Annotated in this window: 34 protein-coding genes; 3 read left to right on the plus strand and 31 right to left on the minus strand. The window is 34.5% G+C overall.

Annotation, left to right across the window (positions count from 1 at the left end; translation table 11 throughout):
• Positions 1–67: 67 nt before the first annotated feature.
• From IMZ30_RS08930 to IMZ30_RS09080, 31 genes are all read right to left on the minus strand, one after another.
• Positions 68–1,111 (minus strand): endonuclease/exonuclease/phosphatase family protein, encoded by a 1,044-nt coding sequence (locus IMZ30_RS08930; RefSeq protein ID WP_207037961.1) that lies wholly within the window; start codon positions 1,109–1,111, stop codon positions 68–70.
• The gene (locus tag IMZ30_RS08935) at positions 1,111–1,275 is read right to left on the minus strand and encodes a YqaE/Pmp3 family membrane protein (RefSeq protein ID WP_207037962.1); all 165 of its coding nucleotides are present in this window, start codon (positions 1,273–1,275) and stop codon (positions 1,111–1,113) included. The genes IMZ30_RS08930 and IMZ30_RS08935 overlap by 1 nt, the downstream gene beginning before the upstream one ends.
• Positions 1,272–1,991, minus strand: a complete 720-nt coding sequence (locus tag IMZ30_RS08940; RefSeq protein WP_207037963.1) for a hypothetical protein — start codon at positions 1,989–1,991, stop codon at positions 1,272–1,274. Before IMZ30_RS08940 ends, IMZ30_RS08935 begins: the two co-directional genes overlap by 4 nt.
• 36 nt (positions 1,992–2,027) lie before the next feature.
• Complete coding sequence (locus tag IMZ30_RS08945) at positions 2,028–2,507, minus strand: DUF2231 domain-containing protein (RefSeq protein WP_207037964.1); 480 nt, start codon at positions 2,505–2,507, stop codon at positions 2,028–2,030.
• Complete coding sequence (locus tag IMZ30_RS08950) at positions 2,508–2,819, minus strand: hypothetical protein (RefSeq protein ID WP_207037965.1); 312 nt, start codon at positions 2,817–2,819, stop codon at positions 2,508–2,510.
• Positions 2,820–2,952: 133 nt separating this feature from the next.
• Positions 2,953–4,599 (minus strand): serine hydrolase domain-containing protein, encoded by a 1,647-nt coding sequence (locus IMZ30_RS08955; protein WP_207037966.1) that lies wholly within the window; start codon positions 4,597–4,599, stop codon positions 2,953–2,955.
• A 180-nt stretch (positions 4,600–4,779) separates the two neighbouring features.
• Complete coding sequence (locus tag IMZ30_RS08960; RefSeq protein WP_207037967.1) at positions 4,780–6,987, minus strand: S41 family peptidase; 2,208 nt, start codon at positions 6,985–6,987, stop codon at positions 4,780–4,782.
• Between the two features lie 226 nt (positions 6,988–7,213).
• Positions 7,214–7,888 (minus strand): hypothetical protein, encoded by a 675-nt coding sequence (locus IMZ30_RS08965; protein ID WP_207037968.1) that lies wholly within the window; start codon positions 7,886–7,888, stop codon positions 7,214–7,216.
• A gap of 104 nt (positions 7,889–7,992) precedes the next feature.
• Positions 7,993–8,865, minus strand: a complete 873-nt coding sequence (locus IMZ30_RS08970; protein WP_207037969.1) for a LytR/AlgR family response regulator transcription factor — start codon at positions 8,863–8,865, stop codon at positions 7,993–7,995.
• A 223-nt stretch (positions 8,866–9,088) separates the two neighbouring features.
• Positions 9,089–9,724 carry a thymidylate synthase gene (locus IMZ30_RS08975; protein WP_207037970.1) on the minus strand — a complete coding sequence of 212 codons (636 nt, stop codon included), beginning with the start codon at positions 9,722–9,724 and terminating at the stop codon, positions 9,089–9,091.
• 267 nt (positions 9,725–9,991) lie between these two features.
• Positions 9,992–10,567: a DNA adenine methylase gene (locus tag IMZ30_RS08980; protein WP_242529652.1), complete on the minus strand. Its 576-nt coding sequence runs from the start codon at positions 10,565–10,567 to the stop codon at positions 9,992–9,994.
• Between the two features lie 191 nt (positions 10,568–10,758).
• Complete coding sequence (locus IMZ30_RS08985) at positions 10,759–11,232, minus strand: hypothetical protein (protein ID WP_207037971.1); 474 nt, start codon at positions 11,230–11,232, stop codon at positions 10,759–10,761.
• Between the two features lie 11 nt (positions 11,233–11,243).
• A complete protein-coding gene (locus IMZ30_RS08990) occupies positions 11,244–11,756 on the minus strand; it encodes a hypothetical protein (protein ID WP_207037972.1) in 513 nt (170 codons plus the stop codon).
• A 10-nt stretch (positions 11,757–11,766) separates the two neighbouring features.
• Positions 11,767–12,630: a phage baseplate protein gene (locus IMZ30_RS08995; RefSeq protein ID WP_207037973.1), complete on the minus strand. Its 864-nt coding sequence runs from the start codon at positions 12,628–12,630 to the stop codon at positions 11,767–11,769.
• Complete coding sequence (locus IMZ30_RS09000; protein WP_207037974.1) at positions 12,627–13,145, minus strand: hypothetical protein; 519 nt, start codon at positions 13,143–13,145, stop codon at positions 12,627–12,629. Before IMZ30_RS09000 ends, IMZ30_RS08995 begins: the two co-directional genes overlap by 4 nt.
• Positions 13,142–13,990 (minus strand): hypothetical protein, encoded by an 849-nt coding sequence (locus tag IMZ30_RS09005; protein WP_207037975.1) that lies wholly within the window; start codon positions 13,988–13,990, stop codon positions 13,142–13,144. The genes IMZ30_RS09000 and IMZ30_RS09005 overlap by 4 nt, the downstream gene beginning before the upstream one ends.
• A 125-nt stretch (positions 13,991–14,115) precedes the next feature.
• Positions 14,116–14,550, minus strand: a complete 435-nt coding sequence (locus IMZ30_RS09010; protein WP_207037976.1) for a hypothetical protein — start codon at positions 14,548–14,550, stop codon at positions 14,116–14,118.
• Positions 14,550–15,356 carry a hypothetical protein gene (locus IMZ30_RS09015; RefSeq protein ID WP_207037977.1) on the minus strand — a complete coding sequence of 269 codons (807 nt, stop codon included), beginning with the start codon at positions 15,354–15,356 and terminating at the stop codon, positions 14,550–14,552. Before IMZ30_RS09015 ends, IMZ30_RS09010 begins: the two co-directional genes overlap by 1 nt.
• Entirely contained in the window at positions 15,357–15,647 is a 291-nt protein-coding gene (locus tag IMZ30_RS09020; RefSeq protein WP_207037978.1) for a hypothetical protein, read from the minus strand. It abuts the gene before it with no gap.
• Complete coding sequence (locus IMZ30_RS09025) at positions 15,644–16,057, minus strand: hypothetical protein (protein ID WP_207037979.1); 414 nt, start codon at positions 16,055–16,057, stop codon at positions 15,644–15,646. The genes IMZ30_RS09020 and IMZ30_RS09025 overlap by 4 nt, the downstream gene beginning before the upstream one ends.
• The gene (locus IMZ30_RS09030) at positions 16,054–16,347 is read right to left on the minus strand and encodes a hypothetical protein (RefSeq protein WP_207037980.1); all 294 of its coding nucleotides are present in this window, start codon (positions 16,345–16,347) and stop codon (positions 16,054–16,056) included. Before IMZ30_RS09030 ends, IMZ30_RS09025 begins: the two co-directional genes overlap by 4 nt.
• Complete coding sequence (locus IMZ30_RS09035; RefSeq protein ID WP_207037981.1) at positions 16,347–16,550, minus strand: hypothetical protein; 204 nt, start codon at positions 16,548–16,550, stop codon at positions 16,347–16,349. Before IMZ30_RS09035 ends, IMZ30_RS09030 begins: the two co-directional genes overlap by 1 nt.
• Entirely contained in the window at positions 16,550–17,038 is a 489-nt protein-coding gene (locus IMZ30_RS09040) for a hypothetical protein (RefSeq protein WP_207037982.1), read from the minus strand. The genes IMZ30_RS09035 and IMZ30_RS09040 overlap by 1 nt, the downstream gene beginning before the upstream one ends.
• Positions 17,039–17,041: 3 nt before the next feature.
• Positions 17,042–18,013 carry a hypothetical protein gene (locus tag IMZ30_RS09045; protein WP_207037983.1) on the minus strand — a complete coding sequence of 324 codons (972 nt, stop codon included), beginning with the start codon at positions 18,011–18,013 and terminating at the stop codon, positions 17,042–17,044.
• Entirely contained in the window at positions 18,013–18,603 is a 591-nt protein-coding gene (locus IMZ30_RS09050; protein ID WP_207037984.1) for a DUF6046 domain-containing protein, read from the minus strand. Before IMZ30_RS09050 ends, IMZ30_RS09045 begins: the two co-directional genes overlap by 1 nt.
• Positions 18,604–18,786: 183 nt before the next feature.
• On the minus strand, positions 18,787–19,134 hold the full coding sequence (locus IMZ30_RS09055) for a hypothetical protein (RefSeq protein WP_207037985.1): 348 nt from the start codon (positions 19,132–19,134) through the stop codon (positions 18,787–18,789).
• Between the two features lie 20 nt (positions 19,135–19,154).
• Positions 19,155–19,577, minus strand: coding sequence for a hypothetical protein (locus IMZ30_RS09060; RefSeq protein WP_207037986.1), 423 nt, complete (start codon positions 19,575–19,577; stop codon positions 19,155–19,157).
• Positions 19,577–20,812, minus strand: a complete 1,236-nt coding sequence (locus IMZ30_RS09065) for a DUF2586 family protein (protein ID WP_207037987.1) — start codon at positions 20,810–20,812, stop codon at positions 19,577–19,579. The genes IMZ30_RS09060 and IMZ30_RS09065 overlap by 1 nt, the downstream gene beginning before the upstream one ends.
• A complete protein-coding gene (locus tag IMZ30_RS09070) occupies positions 20,802–21,158 on the minus strand; it encodes a hypothetical protein (protein ID WP_207037988.1) in 357 nt (118 codons plus the stop codon). Before IMZ30_RS09070 ends, IMZ30_RS09065 begins: the two co-directional genes overlap by 11 nt.
• Positions 21,159–21,203: 45 nt before the next feature.
• Positions 21,204–22,298 carry a hypothetical protein gene (locus tag IMZ30_RS09075; protein WP_207037989.1) on the minus strand — a complete coding sequence of 365 codons (1,095 nt, stop codon included), beginning with the start codon at positions 22,296–22,298 and terminating at the stop codon, positions 21,204–21,206.
• A 2-nt stretch (positions 22,299–22,300) separates the two neighbouring features.
• Complete coding sequence (locus tag IMZ30_RS09080; RefSeq protein ID WP_207037990.1) at positions 22,301–23,404, minus strand: Clp protease ClpP; 1,104 nt, start codon at positions 23,402–23,404, stop codon at positions 22,301–22,303.
• Positions 23,405–23,531: 127 nt separating this feature from the next.
• On the opposite strand from IMZ30_RS09080, the gene IMZ30_RS09085 reads away from it, so the two are divergent.
• From IMZ30_RS09085 to IMZ30_RS09095, 3 genes are read left to right on the plus strand one after another with little or no spacing between them, the layout of a single operon-like run.
• Positions 23,532–23,963: a phage terminase small subunit-related protein gene (locus IMZ30_RS09085; RefSeq protein WP_207037991.1), complete on the plus strand. Its 432-nt coding sequence runs from the start codon at positions 23,532–23,534 to the stop codon at positions 23,961–23,963.
• Positions 23,963–25,546, plus strand: coding sequence for a phage terminase large subunit (gene terL, locus IMZ30_RS09090; RefSeq protein ID WP_207037992.1), 1,584 nt, complete (start codon positions 23,963–23,965; stop codon positions 25,544–25,546). The genes IMZ30_RS09085 and terL overlap by 1 nt, the downstream gene beginning before the upstream one ends.
• Positions 25,546–25,968 (plus strand): phage protein Gp36 family protein, encoded by a 423-nt coding sequence (locus IMZ30_RS09095; protein WP_207037993.1) that lies wholly within the window; start codon positions 25,546–25,548, stop codon positions 25,966–25,968. The genes terL and IMZ30_RS09095 overlap by 1 nt, the downstream gene beginning before the upstream one ends.
• The last annotated feature ends 4 nt before the right edge of the window (positions 25,969–25,972 follow it).

Below are 25,972 nucleotides of genomic sequence, written 5' to 3' on the forward strand. Positions count from 1 at the left end.
GCAAATATAAGTTTATCTCTAAAAATATGGCTTTAAACATCCAGTTTTTGAAAAAAATAAGATAAAATTAGGTAACCTGTTTGATGGTTTGGTTTGCTTCATCAAGATCTTCAGGTTCAAATTTTGGCGCTTCGTGAACTAGCTCGGCGACAGATTGGTATTGAAGTTTGGTTAGAATAGGGAAGTGGTCTGAATTAATACTTGGCAAAACTTTAATCTTTTTAAGTTTAAAATGGGCTGAATGAAAAAAGTGATCTAATGGCCATCTTAACATCCAGTATTTAGCATGAAATGTACTATAGCGCCCACGACCAATTCGGCTATCGAGTAAGCCGCTAATTTTTTTAAACAGTTCGGTAGATTTAGACCAAGCTACATCATTCAGGTCACCACAGACAATACAAGGGATTTTGGTGTTTTTAACTTCTTTAGCCACTATGAGTAATTCTGCATCACGCTCTGTCGACGCTTCGTTTTCAGTTGGGCTTGGAGGTTTTGGATGTAAGCCGTAAAATTGAATATTCTGACCAGATTTCAACTGAAGTTGACATGTAATTGATGGAACTTCATTTTCAACTAAATTTCTAACGTTGAGGTTAGAAAGTTTTAGTTTAGAATACAAATGCATTCCATATAAATTTTCTTGAGGAATTTTAACTTGGTATTGATAAGCTTTAGTAGCATCTGCTAATTCGTTTTCCCAGCGTTTATTGGTCTCAAGACAAATTAAAATATCTGGCTGATGTTTTTTTATTAACTTGATTAATTGATGGCTTGACGTGTTTGTCATGAGCACATTACTAACTAGAATGCTGATTTCTTGCTCAGGAATATTTTGTTTTGTGCTTTTTACTTCAACTGGATAAATACGATTATACTTTATAATTTTTATTGTTTGGTAGAGGCTTGCTAAGGCTAGCATCGAGAAGCTTACCAGAAACCAGCTTTCATATCGAAAGAAATTCAAATTAACTACTAGTAAAAAAATATTTAGGCTTAAAAATTGAACTCTTGGAAAATCGAAAAAACGAATAGACCAATGGTCGATTTTAAGATAAGGTATGATGGCAAATAGGCTTAATGCAAGGTTACCTATAATTATATATTGCATTAGTGATCGTGTTTTGCAATAAGCCAAACAGCATGGACAATGCCCGGAACAAAACCAAGAACTGTTAGCAATATATTTAGCCAGAAGGCAGGCTTAATACCTACGGTAAAAAACACTCCTAATGGTGGTAAAATTATCGCAAAAATTAGTCTTATTATACTCATACGGTTTGATATTTTTGAAGTTTTTGATGAAGTAAACGTTTGATTTTAAAGTTATTTTCGGGTATGATATAATATGAGGTATATAAAATGTAAACCCCCAAAATCATAATTAGGTACATACTCACTAAAAACATTTCATCAAATAAAGCGCCAGTATTTGCCTTACTGATTTGTAGCGGAAACTGAACGAATATAAGCATGATTGTACCGCTATTACCACCAGTTTTAATGGTTTCGTTAATGAGACTCGCAGTATGACTCTTACGTGATTTGTTTAGCTTACGCTGATGTCTAAATTGCAAGATAAATGCGCCAACTATAAATAAAATTGCAAACGTTAAAAGATAGTAAGCTTGCCAACCTAAACTGAAAAACATGTAATAAACCAAACAAGCTAATATTAGGTTTAATAGAATATTTTTACTTAAAAGCTTTTCTAAGCTGTACTTTATTGAAATTTTTAGATAGTAGTTTTGAAGTTTTTGAACTATTGTATCATTTCGATCAGAGAACCCATAAATGCCGTAGGTTTTAAATTGACGTTCAAGAGCTGTTTCAAATTTAAGATCAGGATTTTGTTCCCATTGTTTTTTTATTCCTTCTGCTAATTCTTTAACGAAAATACGCTGAACATCTACATAAACAACAAAATGTTCACGTGTGAATTGGTATAACCGCTTTAAGTCACTATACTTGAGCTTTGGATTGTCTTTCATAACTTAAATGTAAAGGATAAAATCTAATAAACAAAATTATTCAAATTCTTGGCAGTCTTCGCTAGGAATATTAACGCCAGCTGCTTGATTATAAACAAGTTCAGCGCCTAGGTGGCCAACATAAGTTAATAATACACAGCTAATAATTAAACCAATTAAAACGGCATTAGACTGCCATTTGTTTGAAATTTTTAAAACTTTTAGATTTAAATTTAACTCAATTAGGGCTATTAGGCTAATTATATAACCAAGATACAATGCAAAGTTTTCATGATTTTTTAAAACTGTAGGATCACAGATTGTTCTAGAAACTTCGCCATCGGCTTGTGATCCAGTGTAATAAGCAATCCAAGTGCTTATCAAAGCCAAGCCGACTAAAATTTGTGTTGTCGATTTAAATTTATCATTAAACAAACTTAGCAACTTAAATAAAGTTGCTAAGATGATGATTACAATAGGAAAATGAACGCTAAGCGGATGATAAACCGCCGTTCGCCAAAATTCAATTTCTTGCATTTATTTTAAAACTTTAACTGAAATTGGGTCTAAGCGTTTTCCAACTTTTTCAACTTCAACTTCAACGTTTTGGTTTTCTTTTAAAATTGAAAATTCTACTAATTCTCCATTTTGCATTAGCTGAGTTTCTTCAGTAAAATAAAGTTCAAGGGTTTTACCATCGTTAGTTTTAACATAAATCTCATTTTTATCTGCTTCAACTTCTGAGATTGTACCTTGATAGGTGCCAGATTCTACAACATCTGTTGAATGGCCACAGGAAATCAGTAAACTTGTAAAAATTAAAATTGAAAGTGTTTTAATAATTTTCATATCGATTATTTTTCTCAAAGATAGAGATTTTAAACTGATTAATATTGCAAGTAAATTTTTATGGAGTTAAAAGATGACTTAAATTATTTTACAAAGCTGTTGTTTTTTGAATTAGTTTATTTCTTTTTTGGTACTATTTTTTCTCAAATAAAATTCCCATAATTTTCAAAGTAGTTATCTTGTTATTGCCATCTCTTGTAAAGCTTAGTAGGTCTGATGAATAGTTAAAAGCATCTTTGTATAGTGGTTCTATTTCATTTTTCCAAGCACCATTTCTACCAAAAACAAAAAGTTTACCATCTATAAGTTGGATTTTTTTGCTGATTTGAAAATCTGCATTAAAGTAGTGTCCTTCAAATTCTTTTAGCTGATTTTCGTTGTAAGTAGTAGGATTGTATTCTTTAAATAGCCAAGGTAATTCGTTTTCAGAATTATAGTATTTATAACTTTTTTTATCAGACTCTAAGTCAAATATAACGCGCTTATCATTAAACATAAATTGATGATTTCCAATAGGTTTTAATCTTGTTATTTCTTCTCCATCAGTTGTAAGTACAGCAAGTTCATTGTTTTTAAGTTGTATGGTGTTTACTTTGATGGTTTCGACATCGCTACCCGTAAAGACATACTTTCCTTCGTACAACTTTAGCTCTTTTTTGGAAAGCTTTACTTTTTTATCTTTTTCTTTATTTTTTGTTTGATTATTGAAAGTATTGCTCGGAATGTATAGGTCAACTAACTGAAAAAACTGTTCTTCAAAATCTGAATCAAATGTATTTTGTGTAGTGAAAAACATCATATCTAATTCAGGAAAATAAAGATACTTGGATACAAAGCCGCCTAATATCATTCCATCAAAACCTTGCGCTTGATAGTTGTTATGAGTTTCAAATTCTACGCCTAAACCATAATCGATACGATTACCATTATTTAGCTTGGCTTTGGTATGCATTTTTTTATACAACTCAGGGTATTCGTTTTTTACTTTCTGTAAACCTAGATGCCACTTAAACATATCTCTTGCCGTGGTTAATACTTGCCCGTCTCCATTGTAAATAAAGGCGTGTAGATGTGTTTTATAGAAATCGCCTTCATCTTCTATGTAGCCTATTGCCCTGTTTTTAATTATAGTATAAGTGCTAGTTTTCTTTATGGTATTTTCCATTCCGAATGCTTCGAAAACATTTTCTTGCATAAAATCTGCAAAAGATTTTCCGGAAACCTTGGATATAATATCAGCTAATAAAATATAGTTTGAATTGGTGTATTGAAAGTACTCACCAGGTTTAAAATTTAATGATGTTGTTTTGGTAATAAAATTCATCATTTGCGATTGGGTAAGTAAATCATTTCTAGTTAAATCTGCAATTCCCGCAATGCCATCGACTTCTTTGATGCCACTTGTCTGATTCAATAATTGCTCAATGCTTGGGTTTCCTTTTTGGTAGCGAGGTAGATGATTGATGTATTGATAAGCAGGTTCTTTAATAGATAATTTGCCTTGTTCTTCTAGCAATAGTATGGCGAATGCCGTAAATTGTTTAGCGATTGACCCAACATCAAAAACTGTTTGGTTTGTAATGGGTGTGTCGTCATCCAAATTAGATATTCCATATTGTTTTTCCAATAGGATTTCTTCACCTTTAGAGATGAAAATAGAGAAACCAGGTGCGTTATCTGTTACTTGATAAATCTTGTCTACTTGTGCATCTAGATTTTGGCAAAATCCAAATGATGGTAGCAGCGTAAGTAAAATTAGTAGCGTTTTGTTGATGTTCATTTAATTACTTTATTGGTAAAGGCTATAGTAAATTTAGGGTGTTACAACTAGTGTTTTATTATGGCTATTAATAGTTAATTTTAAGACTTTAGTTTTTCAGTATTGTAAGGACCTTTTACATGTTTAGGTATTGGATTTCATTTATGTTTCATCCTTTTTTTATACTACCAATGTCAATTTTTAGTCATTTAAAATTATTTCTACCGCTTTATCTAGTAGTTCATCCTTTCCTTTTCTAATACCTTCAATTGTAGGCTTTACTTCAATATCTGGAATAATACCTATTCTTTGAGTTTCTTGTCCATTTGGATAATTTACTCCTATTCCAGAAATCATTGTTCGTAATCCACCAGGAAGCATAATTACAGAAATGTTGCCATCAGCACCTGCAGTTGTACTTCCTAAAATCTTAGTATTATTTCCTGCTTTAAATGCCATTGCTGTATATTCAGCCTGACTTTGAGATAACTCGTTAACCAAAACAACTAGCTTTCCTTGATATGTTTTTCCTGTACTAGGTATCTTTAAGCTTTCTGTGAATGTAAATTCACCTGGATTATCAACATTTCCGTTTGTAAATTTTACAAAAGGTGTTGCTGATGAAACAAAATATGAACCTAGACTAAAAGGTACAAAAGTTGATGGATAATTACGGATATCAATGATGATTCCTTTAGTGTTCTTAAATTCCTTTTTTATTGGTGCAATATCTTCATCTTTAATTGTTTCAAGCGTCACATACCCAATATTGTTATCTAACATTTTGAAGGATGTCTTATCGCTTTTCCTGTACCAACGATATAAATCCAGACTGTCTTTTGGGTATAGTTTAAGCGTCTTTTTTTGAGAGCTAGAATTTTCGGTTACAAACTCAATTTCAATACTATTCATTTTTGAGCGCAAGAGGTCTGTAGAAATATCACGTAATTTTGTTGGTAGATTAGAAGCTGGATAAAATTTAGATTTTTCTTTTAAAATTTTGTCGACAGAGTTTCCATTTATTTTAGTGATTACATCGCCAATATTCAAGCCAACTTCGCTTTTTAGTTCTTGATTATAATAATCTGTGACAACCAATTGATTTTCGATAAACTGAACGTGTATTGGTGGATGATTTGAGCCTTTCCATTCATTAATTTTATCAGCTCCGCCCCAAAGATTGGCATGAGTGTCTTGAATATCTCCAATTATTTGAACCGCTGCCAATTCATATTCTAACTCATTTTTTACATTAATAAACTGTGGAATGTATTCTTTTAATTTTTTGTTCCAATTTTCGTCCATTAAGTGTTTGTAAGGGAAAAAGTAGTTGATTATATTCCAATACCTGTAAAGCGATAGTAGCCTGAAGCCATCATCAGGAAATGACATATTTGAATATGAATTTTCATTTTTAAATTCGGGGTTGCCAACATTGGCAAACATTTTAATGTAGTAATGTTTACCCTGAGAACGGTTGTTGTAAATGTAGAGCAACTTTTTCTTCAAATCCTTACTTTGATAGTTAATCCAATTCAAATCTGGTTTCAGGAAAGCATTTTGATCTGATGATTTACATTTTGTACATTCTTTAACCTGGCCATAAAGGTTAATCCAATCAACAAGAAGTTTATCTCTTTCGGATGTGTTTTCTTTCTTTATGTATTTTGGTAAAAATCGAAAAAGCTCATAGTCCCAATTGTAGTTTCCTTTTGCTATTTCAGGGTGATGATATTTAAGAAAACCCCAAACCCGACCTAATAATTCAAGGTTGTCAATTTGTTTAGAGGTTAAATTTGATAATTTTATTAATGACCCATTATCAAACTCCTTATCAAGTTTGGCTTTTGGTAATTTTTTTTCAACTTCTTTAAGGGTTTGGACATCATGGTCGTCTATTGATAAAACAAAATCGTCAAACCAAGCTTCTCCTTTTCCAGAAAGTATACCTGCTATGAAAATATTTTCTGCTTCTTTGGGGTAATTCAGTGTTATACTGTATTTTTTCCAATCTCTTGTTCCTGTGATATTTTGGCTTTGCATATTGTTAAATGCCAATGTGCCTCCATTTCCGTCAATTCTTAATAATAAACCTGCAAAACCATTTTTAACCTCTTTAATTTTCATAAAACCTTCAAGTCGTATTTTTTTACCTTTAAAGTTTGCAGGAATTTTATAAGCAATACTACCAAAAGAATTCCCCTCTTGGCCTGAAGTGATTTTGCCCGATTTTTTTCCTGAGTGAGCATTTTTATCTATCGTCAAATCATAGAATCCCCATTTAAACCAATCGTCGGCGAGAGTGTTTTCATCAGTATGTTTTTCAAATCCGAGGTTGTATTTTTTGTTTTCTTGACAATGACAATTCAAAGCAATAATTGTCATTAATGCGATTAGTGTTTTTTTCATTGATTTCGTTTTTTATATAACAGATCTTAGGTTTATAAATTGCCCAAGCTTATAATTCAATGATTATTTTTTGTTTTAAAACGAATTAAATTTAAACCTTTTTAAGTTTTATAAAAATATTAATTAAAGGTATAACATATTTGCAAATAAATTTTTATGTTTTCATCAATAAAATGGAAGTATGTGTTATATGCATATGTTTATTCGGATGAATTTTCATGAATAATTATTTTATAGAACTAAACTTCTTTTCGGTTTTATGTTGCCAAATAATCAATAATGGAATACCAATAAGCGATGGTAACGCAAAAGCCAAGAATGGATTCATTACATCAAAGCGAGTCACCATAGTAGACAAAAATGCTGTAATTGTTGCGATATAACCACCCATCATATTACCAATATGAGCGAGATACCAATGATAAGCTTTATTTGGTCTCAAAATAAATGGTTTTAGATTTGTGTAGGAGATTAGTAAACCACCTAGCCCAAATCCTAAAGAAAGTAAGGCTCCACCAGAGGTAAATCCATTTTTTAATGCATAATAAATTCCTAAACCAATAAATAGAATATTTACCACAGCGTTTAAAGTACCTGCAAACCAATCGTACCAACTAGCATTTTGTTTCTTGTGTAAAGCTTTTAGCTTTAATGACCTGACTCCGCAAAACACACTATAGTAGCTTAAAAAAGCAATAAGAAATAAAAATTTGTTATATCTAAAACCTGCAACAATAATTCCAGTTATAAAAACAGCTGTCATTGCATAAGCATATATTTTACCAAATATTTTATGCCATTTTTTACCTTTTGCACTAAAGATAGCTATCAGTCCTGAAAGAAGAGAAATTGTACCAACAACAATGTGAAGATATAGAATATTAATTATGAAATTTTCCATTATATTAGATTTTATGGATGTAAAATTGCATTAAGAAAATAAAATGCTATTCTTTAATAGATTCCTTTGTGATTAATGGGACGTATTTGGGATAATTGGGAATTCTATTTTTGTAGTTGATTTATAAAAGTAGAAATTGTTTTTGCTTTGGTTCTAGAAACAGGAATTTTTTCCTCACAATTTTTTAATTGAAGTCGAAGGTTACGGGCATTACCTTCTATTTTTATGATGTAATTTCCATTAACAATAAAACTGTTATGGCATCTTATAAAAATTTTATTTGGCAATTGGGTTTCAAAAGTTTTTAATCGATTTCTAATTAGTTTTTTTTGAATTGCCCCTGAATTTAAAAAAAACACTTCAATATAATTTCCAACCGATTTTAAGTAGATTAAATCTTCAGAATTTAATTGAAGTTGAATAGCATCATTTTCAGATTTAATAACTAGATGTTTTTGAACTTTAGATTTAGTTGAATAAGTTGCAATCAATTCATCTTGAAGCACTTTTGTTAAATTATCAGCTTTCTTTAATTGTGACTTTTGATGTTTATATTGTTCAAATTGAAGCATAATAATAACTGGGATTATGCTTATGCCAATTGTTATTGAAGTGGTTTTAAGCAGCAATTGTAACATTGAGGTATTATCATCATCAATAACAAACAGTGCAACACTAATTATTACAGCTATATTAAATAGTACGGTAAGAATTAATAATAGCTCTTTTCCAACGGTCCATTTATCTTCTATTGTTTCTTTAGAAACTATTTTCTTTAAAATATAGACTGTCATTAGTATAATTAATGCTACAACTACTGAAATTATAAAAGCTATAATTAATCGAGGTTGAAATTCTAGTTCATGAAATTGTAATGGCGCTAAAAAACTTATTATTAAAAACGTAATCGTGCTAGGAATTACTACACTAAAGGTATTAAATATAAATGGGTATGGTTTGTTGAAAATTATACTCATTCTATTATAAGGTAAAGATTGTTAACAAGTTGTATATGGTTTCCTTAGCATTTCATTATGGCATTTTTCTTCATCTATAAAAGTAATTATAAGGACGAAAAAAGTTAGCAGCGAATGATTATAATCGGCAAAACGAATTGTGCATAAATTAAAAACGAAATGTACAATTTTTAGAGAAACAAACCCCGTTTAAGTGCTGTTTAATCGGGGTTTAATTTGTTCGTTATACGTTTAGTTCGAACTTCACCTTTTCGCCCGCTAAAAGCTTATGAGTAGCTTTGATGTTATTTTGATAAATATGAACATTAGCAAGCATCAGACTAATCGACTTCAACGGGACATCGATCTGACGACTGATCAAGTACAAATGATAGATATCGGCGGGCAATCCTAGACTGGCATCAGAACTCCGCTGATATGCACTTAAGACCAATTCACCTTTATCAATCTGAAACTGTATAAGACTCAGGCAAGGCTGTTGATTGCTTTCAGCTCCTGTTTCGCCTAGAAATAGTACATAGTTCTTGCTATTGCGCTTCTCAGCATTGATGCGCTTAATCAAAGGCGGTAATTTTTCAAAATATGTCGGGTATGAATTGACCAATATCGGTCCACAATAATCCCACCACGGAATCCCAGCATCTCTATAACGTTCTGTAAGGCGTTCGCCTGACTGAAATAGCTCTAATTCATTCCTAAGCTTATTTCTAGCAATTGCGTGACCTTCAAATATTTCTAAAAGGTCTAATGGCCTAAGTTCTAAATGCTGATTCAAAAGGTATTTTATCTTTCCTTTTTTGTTCGATTGAACCTTGCCAAAATTCAATATATCTTTAAGTTTTCTATGGTATTTATTCATGATTTAAGTTCTTTTATAAAAGTACATTATATCAGTATAGCCAGCGTTGTGACTAGTTTTATTGCTAGTTGTAGTGCAATTCGCTTCTTTAAATGGATTAGCATTTTCACTTGTTCGCGTTTCCACCCATTCGCATAATTCTACGACTTGAGACTTATTGCTCGTGAAATAGAAATAACTATGGTCGTGAAGCAAATCCAATACGTCTAAATAGTCCCTGAGCTTCCAATAATCTTTTGAATTGTAAGTATTCGTATCGGTGCTTAGTTATGGCGGATCAACTAAAAAAACCACATCTGTTTGATGCTTGTATTTTTCAAATAGTGCTTTATAGTCAGCCTTAACGACATCAATGCCGTCGAGATAATCTAAAGCTTCAGGAAAGTTAGACTTTCTAATGGTGTTGTACATCGTGTCCTTTGTGAAGTCTTTTAGACAATTACCATAATTCATTGAAAACTTCAAGCTTCCTGATAAACTGATCCAATCCACATAACCAGACTGATTAGCTTCAGTCAAAATTTCGCAAACCTTTTCACGATCTGAAGGCACTAGCTTTTTTCCTCGAGGGGTTTCTAATTCGATTTTTCGCAACTTTTCTAAAATTTGATTGGTCGCTGGTATTGCTTTCAGTCGCTTTCGATAATCGTCGAAATCATTAAAAACAACTTTAGACTCTGGGTGAATCGATTTCACCGTATGGCTTAGCAATCCAGAACCACCAAATAAATCGACATAAGTTGCCGAGCTTGGATAACTTGCTAAAGCTTCTTTAAACTTCTTTACAAAAAACCGTTTTTGACCCTGAAACGGTAAAGGTGCTGATTTGTAATTTTTACTCATATTTCAATTTTAAACTTTACTTATTTACTATTTTTGTGGCTCTCAGGGTTACAAACAAAAAAAGCCAACTGGTACAGAAGACTTTGTGTCCTCCGTAGCCAGTTGGCTCTTGTTTTAATACCCTGAGAAAGTTTTAAAAGCGGAGGACATTTTTTAATCCAGTCCTGCCAGTGGATTTAAATACTATTTAATCACTTTTTAACTTTTACTATATCTTTGATTTTTGGAGCTATATTCAGCAAAGCCCGTTCGCCGAATAGGAAACCTAACACCAATCCATTCATAACCCAAAACGCACTTGACATCTCAGAACCTTCTGTAAGATTCCATCGTCCTGAGAAAACCATAAAATCAATATACATCGTGGCAAAGCCCCAAATTGGACGCTGAGCACCTCTAAAAAACAAGATAATCCTACCTAACCATCCAGCTTGTTTTAGGTCTTCAGCTGTACCTTCTAGGTCTCTGATACGCTTATTAAATTGTTCCTGCTCTTGTATGGTAAGTTCTCGAGCTTCAACCTCTTTTTGATGCAGAAATCGCTCAAGCTGAAGTTTCATTTCTGCCTTTTCAGCTTTAGTGGTGACAAATTTATCAACAACATCACCGACGCCTTTAATGATGCCACCATCTCCCTTGAATAATCCTAATATTTTTTCAAACATGATTTCTAAATTTAAATATCAAATTCATACACCTTTGGGTTCTTTGGGTCTTCGCAAACGTCCAAGTGAACCCAAGTGATTTGCTTTCCATTATATTTTCGCTCTAAACGAATAGGATGAGGAATCTCATCTGCGTGCTCTTTAAGCCATTCCCGATGCTCCTTTGCAGTTTGTCCTTCTACATCATAATCCAAAGCCATAGAAAGCACATGACCACTTAACCATGCATCGTCGTTATCGGCTCTAGTTTGAAGCATTGGCGTAGATGTGTCTCTAATACCTCTTTCGTCGAAACCACCGCCCCAAAGCCAAGTATTTACAGTTATTGATGCGTCTATGTTGACCCGTATCCAAAGTAAATTTTCAAGAAGTCTTTTGTCAAACCTTGATAAAATGAAGTTATTACCGTAATGCGCATATTTTTGATAAGCGCCTGGGCTTATCAATTCTCGAATGTCAAAAAACTCTAGAATCTTATCATAAAGCTCTTGCGTTGATAGTTTTAAAATTTCATGTTTTGTCATAGCCTTTATTTTAGTTTCCTACATAAGTGATATAAGCCAACGTAAAGTATGGCGGTCTGTTTTCGTGCGGTTGTGAGCTTCCTTTGTTATTGGTTGTAAATGAATGGGTGTGAGATGGCTCATAATCTGTGTAAGCTGGATTGTTATTGTTGTTGAATCCGCCATACTCGCCATTAGTTGTATCAACTTGTTCAGGTGTTAATGTATTGTCATTAGGGATTTGGTGGCGGTGGTTTCCAGCAGGATTTGTATTGCCAGAATGATTATGCTGCGGCATTTCGGCTTGAGTCAATGTGTGGCGTTTCGAGCCGCCTGATTTGCCAATTTCATTATAATCATCGTCATTGGGGTCTAAGCCAACTACGAACCGGCCGCTTAAATCTGGCGTACCATTAGTCCCATCACACAACTGCCAGCCTTGCTCTATATCGGTAATTGAACCAAAGTACATTTGAACAGTTTGCGGATGTATGCGTTTTGAAAGCTCAAGCTGTGTTTTTAATCTTTTAAAGTCTGACAGTGCAACATTGCCTTCAGCTGTGTTGGTAAGCTTAGCGTATCTTTCAAAATAGGTGTCTATTATATCACCGCTGCCGTCTCCATCTGCATCCTTCAAATACTGCGTTTGTTCAACTTGCTGAATGATTTCAACATGTGTTTTAGCTTGACCGCCTTGAAAGGTAAAAATCTCACCATTAATAACAACAATACCATTGCTGATCGTGCTACCTGTGTTCTCAACGCCTGTAATAATAGCATTATCACCAAGCGAAGCAGCTGCCGTGTCGGCAACTTGCTGTATCATTTCGGCTATATGTCGCCATGTTTTACTGGTGCCTGGAAAGCCACCGCCTTCTACGTGTATTGTTTTCATGATTCAAATTTTATTTGATAAGTTTTGTCGGGCAAACGATAAAAATCTATTAAAGAGCGTAGCCTTATAAGTTGTGAGCTGCCTTCTATGTAATTGTTTTGAAATTCTGTTGGTAAGACCACCACAAAGTCTACATCTAGTTGCTCAAGTTCTTGCGGGTTGTAAAATCTAGGATGATCGGCATTGTCTTGCGGGTTGTAAAAATGTACAGGTGCATTTTCGTCAGGATTGTAAAAATAAACAGGAGACAAATAAACCCCGTCAACAATATAAATACGTCGTTCTTGTTGGTCAAAAGCATCGTTCAAAACTTTTTCTATACTAAATACTTGAGGCGTGTGGTCGAGTTCGTAATTCTTTTTGGTTCTGTAATTTAAAAATTGCGTGTGCAAATTTTGCACTGGTTTAAGTAAGCAAACTAACCACGCATAGCTTCTTGATTGTCTAAGGCTATGCGGTAACAAATGCATTGGCAAGCTTGCCCAATTCAACTGATAAATTTGGTCGAATATCATAACTGCACGGTTTTAGGAATAAATTCTATATTTAAATCCTCTTCAGCAATACGCATATAACCGCTGTTGGCCACATAGCTGCTTTCTATGTTTTGCCATTCAGCAGGCTGTAAATAGTTAGCTTCTACATTGTCGATGTACACTTCACGGTCTGCACAGCCTTCAACATCTTGAAGCAAGTCAATTAGTGCCGCAATAGAAAATTCGCCATTAAATTTGAGCACGGTTAAATAGTTATTAATAACATCTTGAACAGGCGTATTATTGCTCCCATCTATACGTGCACCGTTGCTATCTAGCACTAAAGGATCATAAAAGAAACGTATGTCAAGCTTAAGCTGATCTGGTGCATCTGAAAAGACAATTATTTTAGTTCCTGCAGGTTTTATGATAGCGAAATATTGTTCTAAGCTTGTAATTTCTTCAGGCGTAAGTGCTGCCAAATCGCTGTTTGACTCTTTAGCAACTTTAATAAACAGGTTTTTTCGCTTCCCAAGTTCTAATTCTATCACTGCAGCTCGAGCAACTATTTGCATTTCTGCAATTTGTTCGGCATCGAGGCCGTCATCACTATATTCAGCATTGTCTTGCAATGCTTGGCCATAACGAAAGGCTAAAGCCTTCTCACGAAACCAAAGTAAAGTGTAGCGCTTTTGTTCTCTTATTTTTTGGTCGGTTTCAGCTGTATAAGTTTTAAAGAATTGATACAAGGTCCAAACCACAGTCGCCACCACATAAGCCCAAATATTATAGATGGCCACATTACTAGAGCTGTTAAGTCCTTCTAAGGCTTCTTGGTTAGCCTTTTCGGCTAAAATTTGATTTTTAATACCTTGTATAGTCATATTTTTATATCTTTGTCATGTCTATGTATTGTAACTGTAAAAGTCTTTTAGACTTTGTTTTGTAACTGTAATAGAGCTTTTAAGCCCAATTTATTGATGCGAAAGCATTGATAAATGGGCTTATTTTATTCAATACTTTTCCAAATATTTGCATTCTCCATTAAATAATTTCTAAGTTCAATTATGTTTCTAATTTGACCCTTTATCTCTTCTCCTTTATGATTTATATGGCTAAATGTTCCAAAATGATTAATTACGAAAGCAACTTTATTATAGAATTTATAATATTTAAAACCGCCTGGTAGTTCTGAAGGTGTGATTAGAAGATGTGTAGGAGTTCCTTCTGTAAAACCTTCTTTTAGTAAATTAGCTTTATTAATGATAGGGACAAATTGTAAGCTAATTGCATCAGATTTATCATCATAACTGTATTCAAGGCTATGCTTATAACCTGGCAATTCTTGATTTAAAAACTCTTTAACTAAGTTTCTATCTTGGTCTTTTCTTGGCTCAATTGTAAGCTTCAAACCATCTTTTGTTCGTTTAAATGTTGCTTCCATTAATTAGGGTTTAAGCGGTTTTCAAAATGATATTCAACATCTGTTTCATTAATTGCCATAACGATGACATCAAATATGGCATTGCCTTCAATAGCGGTATAATCTATACCATAGTCACGCTTTCTTGCTGCCACACCTAGTATTGATGGTGCTTTAAATAGTCTGTTTTTCTGAAGCCGAATAATTGATTTACCTAATGGCTTTTTAGCTTTTACCGTTAAGGTTTCAGTTTGGTAAGGTGTAATGTAGCCATAGTAATTAATGGCATAGTTGTCTAAATCAAACTCAAAGTCATCTGTTAGCGACTTAAGCTTTGGTGTTTTAAAATTTTGTAAGCTTTGCTGAAGTGAAACAATGTCTTGATATAAGTTGTTGGCAGTTCCATTATAGCCGCCTTTGGGTAATAAATTATCTAAATAGTCTTGAAGCCCATCTATCATTGAAATAGGATGACTATTCGGGTGTGTGTAATTACTTAAATTGTTTAGCTTTTGGAGTAGCTCGTTGGTAAAATCGTTTTCAGATAGTCCTTTGCCTGGCACCTTATCTACTTTTAAATCTAGGCTTTTTCTGAGCCCAAAAACATCATCAATAGTTAAATTAAGCTCTTTAGGCTTAGGTAGTTTCAATTCTATGTCGTTGGTGAAGTTTAAAATAATAAATTGCTCATCTTGCTGTATATTAACAAGCAGCTGACCTTGGCTTTTATGCCAAAAGCTATCCAGTAAATTATAATATTTGTTGCGCACAACTGGATCATCGCAGGTCAAATAATCTCTTAGTATTTCAATGGTTTGTATAGACATTTATTTAAAGTATTTACAATAATTACAATTATCATCTTGGGTTACAGTTATTGCCTTTTGTGCTTGAGTTAAGGCTGTTGCTGGTTTTATATTTCTGTTTTCAAAATAGTTGACGATTTCTTTTTTTGCTTTTTCAAATTCAGGCACTTGTAGCAATTGCCCAGGTACTAGTTCTTCAGTTATTGAAATGTTATTTTCAAGACAAAGCAAGCTTAGACCTTCAATGGTGCCATAGACTTGAATAGCTATGTCAAAAACAGATTGCCCAGATATCACTTTAACTTCATTCATTTGTCTAATTCGTTATACTTTTTTTTCCAGTAGTTCAAATTGTCCGACAGTCTTTTTACTTGTTTTCTAAGGCTTTTAATCTCTTCATCTTTTTCATTCTTTAGGGCTTCAAATTTTCGCTCATAATCCGCCTTTAAGTCATCATGTCGGCGTTCATATTCTACTTTCATGTAGTTAAAGCGATCTTCATAACGCAGTTTTAAATCGTCTAAGGCTTCTTGGTACTGATCCATGATTTTCTTAGAGCTGTCGGCCTTTACTTTGCTAACTTCAGCGCGCATCTGTTCGATTTCAGCATTTTTTTTATTGATTTCGGCCTTGGTAGAGCTGCGCTTAAAAAACCAACCTAATAAGGCTGTGAGTATTAAGATCAAGGCTTTACCGATATAATCTGATATAAAATCTGTCATACTTCTATTTTTAAATTTTTAAAGCCTTTAGACAAGTCAATTAATGGGTTTACATAACCGTCAAAATTGAGTTGAACTCTAAGGTTTCTTTTAAAAGCTGTTTTTGTAGTGTTACTTTTTAAATAACTTCTAACACCAAAACCTACTTGAGGAAACTCTTTATATTCGCCTGGGTGTGCTTCAATAATATGATTAACATGTTGTAAGTCAGCAACACCAATAACAAAGTCGCCATTTTGAATTTTTAGTTCATTGGCTTCATCTAGCAATATGTCATTACGCTTATTCATTAGCTTATTTGTCCTGTTCCTGTAAATGCACCTTGATTACTATCTCCAGATATGCTAATTGTAGCTGACTGTAAATAATCTTTTATAGCAGCTACAAGCATATCTGCATAAATCTCTTTAGACGTATCATAATCGTCCTGTTCTATCATAGCATCTGTTATATTTATAATATCCTGCTTAAGTTTTGGGTTGTTCAGTGCCATTAGCTTAATAATTTGTTGGTATTAATATTCATTTCTTTAAAGCTTTGAATATTATCTAAACTAAAACTTCCTGGTCCAGACGGTGTTTGAATTACAGCTGATTGCAAAACTTGAAAAAGACTGTTTAAAATGCTTTTAAGTGATGTTTCAGTATTCTTTAAATTCATTTTCCCGCCTTCGGTTGAAATTTCGCAACCGTCAATAATTACTTTAAAGCTTTCAATTTCGCCATACTTCACAATGCAGGTTTCTTCTGGAGCTCCTTCAATTTCTAAACAAACCACTTGGCTACCTTCAGCTGGCGTAATCAGTATATAATTCTCTAAGTCTTTAGCAACCGAATGAAGTCTTACATCGGTGAGCTTTGGCAACTCTTTCCTATCAACTTCACAAGTAGTCCCTGAAACCTTAGTAACTGTGCCAAGGCTAGTCACTATCTTCCTGCGTTCTAAGGCTTTTAAAGCTTCCTTAAAATTTTCTTTTCCCATCTTTTAAAGCTTTATACTTATTTTGTTGCTTCTTTTTATTCCTACCATAGCATTTACGTCTGTAACTACGCTTTCAATTAAAAAATCACCATCTCGTTCTCCAGTAGGATAGTTAGGGTCGATTAAGCTTAAGGTATCTCCAGCCTTAGTTCTGGGTACACACCAACCGTCTAAATTACCTTCATAACCATCAAATACGATGTTTTTATAGTAATCTTCAGACCAAATTTTTAATTCGCCTTTGTTTAAGTTTAAAGGCGCGTGAAGTGTTCGTTCGCCATTAATGTTTTTGCCAAACTCATAGATCACTTTTTCTGAAGTGCCTTTTTGAAGGCTAATGGCTTTAATTTTAATTTCTTTTTTGTCCTTACTTACGTATTTTAAATCTGAACTTTCTCTGATATTACGGCCAAAAGAATATTGGTGTTTTTTTCCTGAAGCTAAACTTAACATTGTTCCGGCTTTTAATGTTTTTCCATCAAACCAACATTTTATGCCAAACTTTCTTAAATCTTCTAGCACTTCATAAGCAGTGGCATTTTCGATATTTAGCTTACCTAGTGAAATATCGCCGACTTCAAAATTATAACCTGGAGCAATTGCCTTAAGGAGATCTTCTAACTTGATATTGTCAAAGCTTAAATTATATTTCTTGCTTTTTTTGAGCCTACTCATTTCATCTTCGCATTCTATTAAGATTGGTATTTCAGCACCTATATTCTTGATATAACCTACAAATTCGCTTTCTAAATTGCCGTTATATCCAAACTTGATAGTTACAGGCATGTCTTTTTGTATGATATCTAGTAAATATTTACCTCTAAAATCAGTTTGATTATTGATTTTAAACTCTCTAGGTAAACTTATCTTGGCAGTATCCATCAAACTATTTAAAGTGTTTTCTATACGAATACTTTTGAGATTATTTATTTCAAAATCACCAATTTTAACAGATATGTCTATGTTTACATACATTAACTAAAAACATTAAATTCTACAGGTTTTATGCTCTTAGCAGAAAGTATTACCACCAAAGTATCTTCATAGCCATCTAATGGCTCTAAGCGTATAGATGTAAAATAAATAGAATCGATACGCTTGTCTTCAAATTGAGTACCTTCTACATCGATAATGTTGTTAATTTCAAAAAACTGGGTAATTGCTTCTACTTGACTTTGTGGGTAGGTTTTGTTTTCCATATCTACCAAAAGGCCTCTCATTTCTATTTGCCAAGGTCTAGTTCCCCAACGCTCTACAATTATATTATCACTACCGTTAACTTGCGTTTCTATAAGTTGTTTTTTACGGCTAAATTCCATTACTAGTGGTGGAGCCAATACATTTGGGCTTACACTTGTAAGCATTTGTCCGAAGGTAATTTGTTGGCTGTTGTGTTTAAATGTAATCTGTTCTACATCTTCATTTAACGTAGGGTAAAAAGATAAACCATAGTCATTTTCATTAGCATCTACAACGGCCGCATTAAGGCTATTATTTACTGCCATCATCCCAAAGGCGGCGGCGTATCTTGCTGCTAAATCTATAACTATGGTTTCTCTACTCACTTTTTTTAGGTTTTACGTTTAAATGGCCGTTTTCGCCTAGCCAAGTTATTTGTGCTAGTTTCATTGCCCAAGTATCATCGTCCAGTAATTCTGGAAAAGGGATGTGTAAATAAAAGCTAATGAGCGCATCGGCTTTTAGGTACAAGTCACTTCCTTTCTCATAGCTTAGACCAGGGCAAACGTCTAAAGCCTTCTGGACTTTCCCTCTCTAATTGGTATAAGTTCTGCTAAGGCCGAAATAGCTGCATAGTACAAGCCATCATCAGCTAGAATTTCTTCCTTAGAAGTAAGTACACATTGTTTTACCAATATTTCTTGAGCTTTTTTTGGGTCTTGGTTTTTGTACCTTTGAAATTGCCCAACAACCGATCGGTTGGGCACAACAGCTAAGACTTCTAGATGCTCTTCGTAATCGTCATCCTTTGGCAATTCTAACACACGTAATTTATCGCCGTGCTTTGCCTTATATTCTTTAATTACAGCTTCAGATAGCTGTCCTACTTTGTGTTTAGTTTCTTCTTTTTTTGACATGTGAGTATTGTTATGTTTAATTAATTTCCTGCTGTTACGTTTAATTGCACATCTAGCGCAAATAAATCGTATTGATTTTCTAGCCCCATTTCTCCTGTTACATTTCTGCCTTCCGATTGAAATTTGGCTACAATTTTGTCAACTACTATTAAGTTGTATTCATTCACAAACTCTACAGTTAATGTAAAAGGTCTTATGCTTAATAAGTCGCCCCCAGATGCTAATTCTAAAGGCACAGCATCGGCCATCATTAAGGTCATAGATGCCGTTGGCGTAATTTTGCCACGACTCCAACTCGTCGCTCGAGAACCTAAAGTATGGTTTAACTGGTGTTCTTGTTCGTTGCCATATTCAAGGGTCTTCACTTCAATTGGCACTCCGTTAATCTGCACTAGTACATCTGCAGAATCGTAGGCTTTACCGTTTCTGTTTATTCTTGCCATTATTCTCGAGTTTTAAGATTTAAAGTTCCTTCTATCTTGTTAATTGTTCCTTTAGGTACAATGACATAACTTACACGCAAAACCTTTTCTACTAGTAAATCGCTTTCGTTATCTATATTAGCTTTACCATAGCTAATTTCACCACGACCTAGCATGTCTTCAAAAACTTGGTCGCCTATGTCTTCTAAAGCAACTATAGTTCCGCTGGAGAGCTTCCCTGTTTTACTATCTACATTCCATGTGGTTTTTACCTTAGGTAAGTAAGCGCGTCTTAACTCGCGTACCGCTTTATCGGCTACACGACCGTAAGCAATGCTATGTTCATTCATGTTGTTATCTGCATCTAAAACAACTGGAGCACAAACATGATCGTTATTAAAACGTACACCCGCTAAGCCTGTATAATTCACACCAAAAATGTAGCCTTTAGCATCTAAAGTGGCTAATTGATCTGCAATTTGGCTATTGGGTTGTCCCGCAATGCCGGGCTCTAACCATGCATTTCGTGTAGCATCGGTAAGGTTAAACAATTCATTGTTACCAATGTTTTCATGTACCTTCGCTTTTGCCAATACGCCTAGCGCTGTACCTACATCAGCATATTTTTGTGATGCTGCTGGCTTTGTCATGGCGTAATTGTAGTCTTGGCCACAAACTAAACTTACTTTGTCAGCTTCTAAGTCAACTAAATCTCTCAAGTCTAAAACACTAGACGCACTAGTTGCATCTACACCATAGCCTTCTACCAAAATTTGTACAGGCATAAAGTTTTCAAAACTCCAATCGTACAATGCTTGAGCTAAAGGCAATGCGCCACCAACAACAGCAGGAATTCCATCTACATTGGTGGTCATGAAATCTCTATCTAAAGCATTCACAAAGGCTATTTGCTTAATTTCCCCTTTAGCTTCGTTAAGTAAATTTTTTGTCGCATTAAAAGCACCATCATCAAAACCTAAGCTACAATTATATAGATACAGCTTTGTACCTTCACCTGCCATTCTATAAAATTCTGAAACGTGACGAAAAGCAACGCAGCCATTATCTCCATCATATTGTTCATCCAAACCTAATGCTCTAACATCATTTAAATTGAAGACAACCCTAGTCGTTTTAATTTCAAAATCAGGCAAATCATCTAAAAAAGTGAAAACAATTGCACTAACAGCATCTTCACTCCCTAAACGATTGGCGCCTAACTGCCCTTTATCAATTTCAACTCCGTTAAGACTCATCTTTTCCAGCTTTTAGGTCTTCAATTTTATCTTCTATGGCAGCAATAGCCGTTTTACGGTTTTGACCTTCCATTTCATCTTTAAGCAATTGCTCAGCAACTGGCAATTCTTTTACAGTTTCTAAGTGTTCGCTTAACTTTGCTACACTCATTTCGCTAAGGGGTTCTTTATCTTCAGTTTTTACCGCTTGACGGTTTAACGCTGTTAAATTTTCGTCTTTACTCAAGCTGTTTTCTGCTAAATCCTTACGGGTAAAAAATTCACCTTTAGGGTTAACATACAACACACTCAATTTTGGGTAACGGCTAAATATAGCTTTAGCCTGCTTATTGATTTCTTTACTCATGATTTGTTGGTATAAAACCCAGCCTATTGCTAGACTGGGAATAGATTAAACACTTGCACTTACAATACAGCCAATGGCTCTTGTTTTACGTGGCAACACAATGTAATTGTGTCTCACGTTATAGAACCAAGCTTGTAGTTGGGTTCCTGGTTTGTCTTCGTAGTTTTTGGTCATACCAGCAGCTCTAAACATATCTGGCGCATAAAAGGCAGTAGATACTTGGTAGTCTCCCGAAACTGGTTCTGCTCCAAAACTCTTTTTGGTTAGCGTAGATAAAGCCATGTAAGGAGAATCTACATACCAGTAGGTTTTAAATCCATATAAACGACCATTTAATAAGCCACCAACTTCGTCTGAAAACTGACCATTAAACTTGGTTTTTCCTAAAGCATCTTCCAGCAAATCGTTGTAGTGGTCACTACACAAAACTAAAACTCTTCGGTCTCCTGGTATTTTTTGTCCATCAAAGGCACGTTTTAACTTTAAAATATCTTTTAAAGTCATTTTTTTACGCCCTGTACCATCGTCTTCACCGGTTGTGGTTACTATGGGTGTTTTGGCGGTTTCGCTAGCAGGCGTTAAAGCGTGTAATGCTTTATTGTGCTTAACACGCATAATGGCATTACGGTGTTTTTCTTGCACCAATCTAATTTTATCGTAAGCAATGTACTCTAACTCATCATCGGTGACTTTGGTCGCTTTAGTTTTGTAACTATCTAAACTAATAGGAATATCGCCATCGGTTTGCCTTTCAAAGCCAATTGGGTAAGTGGTGTTATTAATGAGCACCTCAGGATCTGCACCCACATCTACTAAGTGAATAATTTCATTTTCACCACGTGTAGCAGTTACAAATCTACTTTCGTCTGGTATTTCATTTAAAAAGGAAGCTTCTTCTGTAGCTCTAAAATCTTGCACCAGGACATCTGTCCAAATTTGCTGATTTAAACCACTCATAAGGCTAGCTTGGGCTAAATTAGTTTTGGTAACTAACTGCACTCCAGTGCCCAATGCAAAAATTCCACTTCCTAAGGCAAAGGAATTTATACCGGTTACAGAACCTAACAATACACCTGCTATAATAGCAAGCAGTAGGTTCATTAAAACTGCTGTAAACTTAATCTTTCTTACTGTTTTCATCTTTATTTATTGTATTTCTGGTTAAACAACTCTTCCCAAGCTTCTGGGTTTTTTGAAGCTAAAACTTCTAAACCTCTAGGGTCTTCTTTTTGCCACTTGTCCCAATCCCAATCTGCACGCGCAGCATCACCAGGTTTAGCACTTTGAATCATACTACCAATGCCTAGAGACTGTTGAGTTGGTTTAGTGCTTTCTAAAACTGCTTGTAAAGCTTCTAAACCAGAAGTTTTACCGATGTTCATAAAGACTTGCTTTTTATCATCGTCTAGCTTGTTTTGTTTAGCATAGGCTTCTACAAGTGTTTTTACTTGACCTTCTTTATGGTCATTGAGCTTTTGTTCTGCTTTAGCTAAAGATGCTTCAGCATTGGCTTTACCAGTTTCAAGTTCATTAAACTTTTCTTGTAAAGCTTCCATTACTGCCGTGTCTGAACTATCAGCAGATACCGCCGATAAGGCAAAGGCGGTAATGATCATTTGTTTCATATTAATTTGACTTTTTTGATTGATACTCTTTTTTGTAATTAATTGTGCATAAGCGTTGTAAACTTCTACAGCGCCTAAAGCATTGGGTTGATCTATTTTAATTTTAGGCTCTACACGTGCTTCTATAATTTCAGAAACAATACCTAAACTTTTGGCTTCATCAGCATCTAGCCAATTGTCCCCATCCATGTAAGATTCTGCTTTAGACTTACTTAAACCCGTGCGTTCAACTAGTTTTTTTACAAAGTTGTTTTGCATCATTTGTAAAAGCTTTGCCTGTTTTTTTAAATCTTTTGCAGTTCCACCGCCTCCAGATCTAGGAGCGTGAATCATGATATAGCCATTTTCTACAATTCTTACTTCTGGTGTAGCCATCAGTAAAAATGCGCCCATTGATGCTGCCAAGCCTTCTACCTCAAGTATTATTTTAGATTTAGATTTATTGATGGCATTATATATTAAGTTACCGTCTATAACAGAACCTCCATAAGTATGTAAGCCTATAGTAATTTCATCAAAATTGCGTTGTAAGCGCTCAAAATGATACATGAATTCAACACCATCACCAGGCCAGATATTACCGTATGCTTTTAAGGTGTTTTCTTGGGTAGAAAAAATCATTAGTTTGCTAATTTTAAAACAAACATAAAGCGAAGTATCTAGCCTAAAAAGATTGCTTGCAAGGCTTGCAACATTTTAATAAACAGAAACTTAACTTTTACATCTTTGTATTAAATGTGTGCATTTAATGAGTAGTAAAACAGCAAAAAGCAAGTTAAAAAGTTTAGCCGAACGCATGTTTATTGAAGATGGTATGACAGCTAAAGCCGTTGCTGAAACCATTGGCGTTACTGAAAAAACCATCGGTAGTTGGCGAAGAATCGGCAACTGGGATGATAAGAGAGCTCAGTTTCTAGCAACCCCACACAACATTAAACGCCAAATTGCTAATGAACTTAGTAGTTTAGTTAATGGTGAGAAATCTACACTTGAAATGAAAGCCATTAATGATGCTATCAAGGCTTTACAATCTATGAGCAATGAAACCTCTACCGAAGTTGTATTTACTGTTTTTAGAGAGTTTGACAACTGGATGGCAGATCAAGACCCTGATATGGCTACTCAGTTTTTAGAATGGCACAAACTATTTTTATTACATAAAGCCCAACAAGAAACCTAATGAGCAAGTTAAAACTCAATAAAACATTAGAAAAAATGCTCCGTAATTACGATGAGCATTGCCGTTCTATTGAGCAAATTACACATGTTAATAACAATGAAAGCCCAGCTGAACGACGTAAAATTCGTTTACAACTAGAGAAAAACTATATCGATTGGTTTGAAGCTATGTTTCCGCAATATGCCAACGTAAAAAGCGCATGGTTTCATAAAAAGCTGGCTAAAATCATTATTAAAAATGATGTAGTTAGTGTATTAGCAGAAATTTACAGGTCTGGTGCCAAGTCTGTACATTTAGATTTAGGCATTCCGATGTATTTATATGTTACCAAAAGGCTTCACTTTATGCTGTTGGTTGGCCAAACTGAAAATAAGGCAAAAAAATTAATTAGCGACATACAAGCGCAGCTCACTCACAACCGCAAGTTTATTCATTACTACGGCAAAAAATTCAAATTTGGCGATTGGAGTAATGGCGACTTTACAACTACTGATGGTATTAAATTTATGGCCATTGGTGCTGGACAATCCCCAAGAGGTTTACGGGAAGGTAACCAACGCCCCGATTATATTGTTATTGATGATATTGATACGGCTAAACGTTGTAAAAATGAAGACTTAAGCCAAAAGCTATTAGAGTGGGCTTGGGAAGACTTACGCGGTACTTTTGATGAAGGTAGTCAGTTTAGACGCTTTATTGTTGCTAACAATAACTTTCATAAAAACACGCTCATCAATCAGCTTAAAATAGAGTTTGAACAATACAACCAACGCGCTCGAGAAAATAACTTCGATAAAAAACACTATATTGTTACAGTTCCAGCGGTAAAAAGTTTAGAAACTTTTGAACCTAACTGGCCAGAAAAAACAAATGCCGACTACTGGCGTGAAAAATACCTCACAACGCCTTACCGAAGCTTTATGCGAGAATACATGCACAAGCATATTGTAGAAGGGGCGATTTTTAAAAATGAGCAAATACAATTTAAACCACGTAGGCAATTTAGATCTTATGATGCTTTAGTCTTTTATGGCGACTTGTCTTACAAAGATGCCGGCGACTATAAAGCAATGGTCCTTATGGGTAAAACTGGGCGTGAATTTCATGTCCTCGATTGTTTTGTACGCCAAACCAGCCGTAACAATGTAGCGCATTGGCTCTATGATTTTGTTGAAGACAACAACTTGCTCAACTACAATGTCAGCTATATGATTGAAGGCCTATTTGCTCAAGACGAATTTGTAAATGATTTTGACCTTGAGGGCGATGGCCGTGGTTGGTATATTCCTGTAGTGGCCGACAACAAAACCAAGACAGGTAAATTTGACCGTATTGAATCTATGGCGGGTTACTTCGAGCGTGGCAACGTTTATTTTAATGAGCAACTAGAAAAGTCGCCAGATTGTCAAGAACTCATTAATCAACTTTTAGCATTTCAAAAAGGAAGCGGCGCTCATGATGATGGACCAGATGCTATGCAAAGCTGCATTGCTAAACTCAATACAGCAGCTATCATTAACTCTGTACCTCCTAAGGTAATGAGCCGAAAACAATGGATTAATAAACAAAAAAACAGGTACTAATGTTTTTACAAGAAGAAGATTATAGCGCGCTTATACGTGATGAAATAAAAGCCCTTTTACAAGAAGGCTACAGCTCTACAAAAATGAAAGCTGCAGAGCAAATGGCCATACATCAGGTTAAAAATTACCTATCTGGTAAATATGATGCTCAAAGCATATTTGAACAAGAAGGAACTAACAGAAACAGCCATATTGTTATGATTACAATAGACCTCGTTTTATATCATTTATACACTTCTACAATTCCTGACCGTATGCCAACCATAAGAGCCGAACGCTATCAAGATGCTATCGACTGGCTCAAGTTAGTTGCAAGTGGAAATGCTATGGCTGATTTACCTAAAATAAACAAAGCTAATGGTGATGCTTTAAACGGTATAAGAATTAGCAGCAAGTACAAACCTAATAACCATAAATGGTAATTAA

It is taken from the genome of Psychroflexus sp. ALD_RP9 (assembly GCF_017311165.1).
Classification (GTDB): Bacteria; Bacteroidota; Bacteroidia; order Flavobacteriales; family Flavobacteriaceae; genus Psychroflexus.

What these genes read in the sequence shown, in the direction of transcription:
- IMZ30_RS08930 (WP_207037961.1), bottom strand. Translation starts at nt 1,111, where the DNA reads ATGCAATATATAATTATAGGTAACCTTGCATTAAGCCTATTTGCCATC.
- IMZ30_RS08935 (WP_207037962.1), bottom strand. Translation starts at nt 1,275, where the DNA reads ATGAGTATAATAAGACTAATTTTTGCGATAATTTTACCACCATTAGGA.
- IMZ30_RS08940 (WP_207037963.1), bottom strand. Translation starts at nt 1,991, where the DNA reads ATGAAAGACAATCCAAAGCTCAAGTATAGTGACTTAAAGCGGTTATAC.
- IMZ30_RS08945 (WP_207037964.1), bottom strand. Translation starts at nt 2,507, where the DNA reads ATGCAAGAAATTGAATTTTGGCGAACGGCGGTTTATCATCCGCTTAGC.
- IMZ30_RS08950 (WP_207037965.1), bottom strand. Translation starts at nt 2,819, where the DNA reads ATGAAAATTATTAAAACACTTTCAATTTTAATTTTTACAAGTTTACTG.
- IMZ30_RS08955 (WP_207037966.1), bottom strand. Translation starts at nt 4,599, where the DNA reads ATGAACATCAACAAAACGCTACTAATTTTACTTACGCTGCTACCATCA.
- IMZ30_RS08960 (WP_207037967.1), bottom strand. Translation starts at nt 6,987, where the DNA reads ATGAAAAAAACACTAATCGCATTAATGACAATTATTGCTTTGAATTGT.
- IMZ30_RS08965 (WP_207037968.1), bottom strand. Translation starts at nt 7,888, where the DNA reads ATGGAAAATTTCATAATTAATATTCTATATCTTCACATTGTTGTTGGT.
- IMZ30_RS08970 (WP_207037969.1), bottom strand. Translation starts at nt 8,865, where the DNA reads ATGAGTATAATTTTCAACAAACCATACCCATTTATATTTAATACCTTT.
- IMZ30_RS08975 (WP_207037970.1), bottom strand. Translation starts at nt 9,724, where the DNA reads ATGAATAAATACCATAGAAAACTTAAAGATATATTGAATTTTGGCAAG.
- IMZ30_RS08980 (WP_242529652.1), bottom strand. Translation starts at nt 10,567, where the DNA reads ATGAGTAAAAATTACAAATCAGCACCTTTACCGTTTCAGGGTCAAAAA.
- IMZ30_RS08985 (WP_207037971.1), bottom strand. Translation starts at nt 11,232, where the DNA reads ATGTTTGAAAAAATATTAGGATTATTCAAGGGAGATGGTGGCATCATT.
- IMZ30_RS08990 (WP_207037972.1), bottom strand. Translation starts at nt 11,756, where the DNA reads ATGACAAAACATGAAATTTTAAAACTATCAACGCAAGAGCTTTATGAT.
- IMZ30_RS08995 (WP_207037973.1), bottom strand. Translation starts at nt 12,630, where the DNA reads ATGAAAACAATACACGTAGAAGGCGGTGGCTTTCCAGGCACCAGTAAA.
- IMZ30_RS09000 (WP_207037974.1), bottom strand. Translation starts at nt 13,145, where the DNA reads ATGATATTCGACCAAATTTATCAGTTGAATTGGGCAAGCTTGCCAATG.
- IMZ30_RS09005 (WP_207037975.1), bottom strand. Translation starts at nt 13,990, where the DNA reads ATGACTATACAAGGTATTAAAAATCAAATTTTAGCCGAAAAGGCTAAC.
- IMZ30_RS09010 (WP_207037976.1), bottom strand. Translation starts at nt 14,550, where the DNA reads ATGGAAGCAACATTTAAACGAACAAAAGATGGTTTGAAGCTTACAATT.
- IMZ30_RS09015 (WP_207037977.1), bottom strand. Translation starts at nt 15,356, where the DNA reads ATGTCTATACAAACCATTGAAATACTAAGAGATTATTTGACCTGCGAT.
- IMZ30_RS09020 (WP_207037978.1), bottom strand. Translation starts at nt 15,647, where the DNA reads ATGAATGAAGTTAAAGTGATATCTGGGCAATCTGTTTTTGACATAGCT.
- IMZ30_RS09025 (WP_207037979.1), bottom strand. Translation starts at nt 16,057, where the DNA reads ATGACAGATTTTATATCAGATTATATCGGTAAAGCCTTGATCTTAATA.
- IMZ30_RS09030 (WP_207037980.1), bottom strand. Translation starts at nt 16,347, where the DNA reads ATGAATAAGCGTAATGACATATTGCTAGATGAAGCCAATGAACTAAAA.
- IMZ30_RS09035 (WP_207037981.1), bottom strand. Translation starts at nt 16,550, where the DNA reads ATGGCACTGAACAACCCAAAACTTAAGCAGGATATTATAAATATAACA.
- IMZ30_RS09040 (WP_207037982.1), bottom strand. Translation starts at nt 17,038, where the DNA reads ATGGGAAAAGAAAATTTTAAGGAAGCTTTAAAAGCCTTAGAACGCAGG.
- IMZ30_RS09045 (WP_207037983.1), bottom strand. Translation starts at nt 18,013, where the DNA reads ATGTATGTAAACATAGACATATCTGTTAAAATTGGTGATTTTGAAATA.
- IMZ30_RS09055 (WP_207037985.1), bottom strand. Translation starts at nt 19,134, where the DNA reads ATGTCAAAAAAAGAAGAAACTAAACACAAAGTAGGACAGCTATCTGAA.
- IMZ30_RS09060 (WP_207037986.1), bottom strand. Translation starts at nt 19,577, where the DNA reads ATGGCAAGAATAAACAGAAACGGTAAAGCCTACGATTCTGCAGATGTA.
- IMZ30_RS09065 (WP_207037987.1), bottom strand. Translation starts at nt 20,812, where the DNA reads ATGAGTCTTAACGGAGTTGAAATTGATAAAGGGCAGTTAGGCGCCAAT.
- IMZ30_RS09070 (WP_207037988.1), bottom strand. Translation starts at nt 21,158, where the DNA reads ATGAGTAAAGAAATCAATAAGCAGGCTAAAGCTATATTTAGCCGTTAC.
- IMZ30_RS09075 (WP_207037989.1), bottom strand. Translation starts at nt 22,298, where the DNA reads ATGAAAACAGTAAGAAAGATTAAGTTTACAGCAGTTTTAATGAACCTA.
- IMZ30_RS09080 (WP_207037990.1), bottom strand. Translation starts at nt 23,404, where the DNA reads ATGATTTTTTCTACCCAAGAAAACACCTTAAAAGCATACGGTAATATC.
- IMZ30_RS09085 (WP_207037991.1), top strand. Translation starts at nt 23,532, where the DNA reads ATGAGTAGTAAAACAGCAAAAAGCAAGTTAAAAAGTTTAGCCGAACGC.
- terL (WP_207037992.1), top strand. Translation starts at nt 23,963, where the DNA reads ATGAGCAAGTTAAAACTCAATAAAACATTAGAAAAAATGCTCCGTAAT.
- IMZ30_RS09095 (WP_207037993.1), top strand. Translation starts at nt 25,546, where the DNA reads ATGTTTTTACAAGAAGAAGATTATAGCGCGCTTATACGTGATGAAATA.